Source organism: Arthrobacter sp. GMC3 (assembly GCF_002929305.1).
Taxonomy (GTDB): domain Bacteria; phylum Actinomycetota; class Actinomycetes; order Actinomycetales; family Micrococcaceae; genus Specibacter.
The window spans coordinates 1-747 of sequence record NZ_PJIO01000073.1 but is presented as its reverse complement, the minus strand read 5'-3'; the positions used below and the strand labels follow the sequence as shown (position 1 = coordinate 747).

The window sequence follows — 747 nt, the reverse complement described above, 5'->3', positions numbered from 1 at the left end:
TATTATCGTGGTGCTGACTGTTCCACTTACAGCAGCAACGGAACGTCTACCACCATTTTTCTACTGCAAATCGAAATCCGATAAAACCCTAGAGCTATATAAACAGAACAATACGATCAGCTATAAATTTGGGCATCCGGGTCGCACACCCGAGCTTGAATTAAATAGATTAGTGGGTAAGGTTGACTTATCAATAGGTAACGCGACCGGCAGCGAACTGAGTAACTCTGTCACGTTCACCAATGGCGCCTACTCGTATACGGTTATCTCCAGAATTAACAGAGTGGCTGATGCCCAAATACCCGAGCACGGCATACTAGTGAAGAAAAATTCAAAATACTTAAGTTATACCTCATGCATTCCAGCCTCCGTGCGCGGAAACCTGCTTGACGTTGAATAATTGCCTAAAGCAGCGACTACTTGTTGCCTGCGGCGCAAAACATACGACATCTTATTGCCATCACCCCACAACCCTGCGATAAACGCGCACTCGCCATGACGCTACAAGGATGTACCGATGCGATTGCTGCGCCGAGCCCTGGCGGCTGTCTTGTTGTTGGCCGTGCTGGTCGTGGGGGGCGGGCTGTATTTCGTGGCCTACCCGAACCTTCCAGAGTACGAAGCGCCCGAAGCGCTGCATTATCTGGAGCAGTGGGACACCACGCAGCGGCAGACCTATTACTACACGCCGCAAGGCACCCAGGTTAAGGGACTGGAGTACGACTGGTTCCGTGCGCTGGAGCTGCC

2 protein-coding genes are annotated in these 747 nt (G+C 51.3%); both read left to right on the top strand.

Features of this window, described 5'->3' with window-relative positions; all coding sequences use genetic code 11:
• Positions 1-400, top strand: a 400-nt coding sequence (locus CXQ94_RS23710; RefSeq protein WP_219817113.1) for a hypothetical protein, incomplete at its 5' end; no start/stop codon positions are given.
• Between the two features lie 117 nt (positions 401-517).
• On the top strand, positions 518-747 hold a 230-nt coding region (locus tag CXQ94_RS23705; protein ID WP_219817112.1), incomplete at its 3' end, for a hypothetical protein.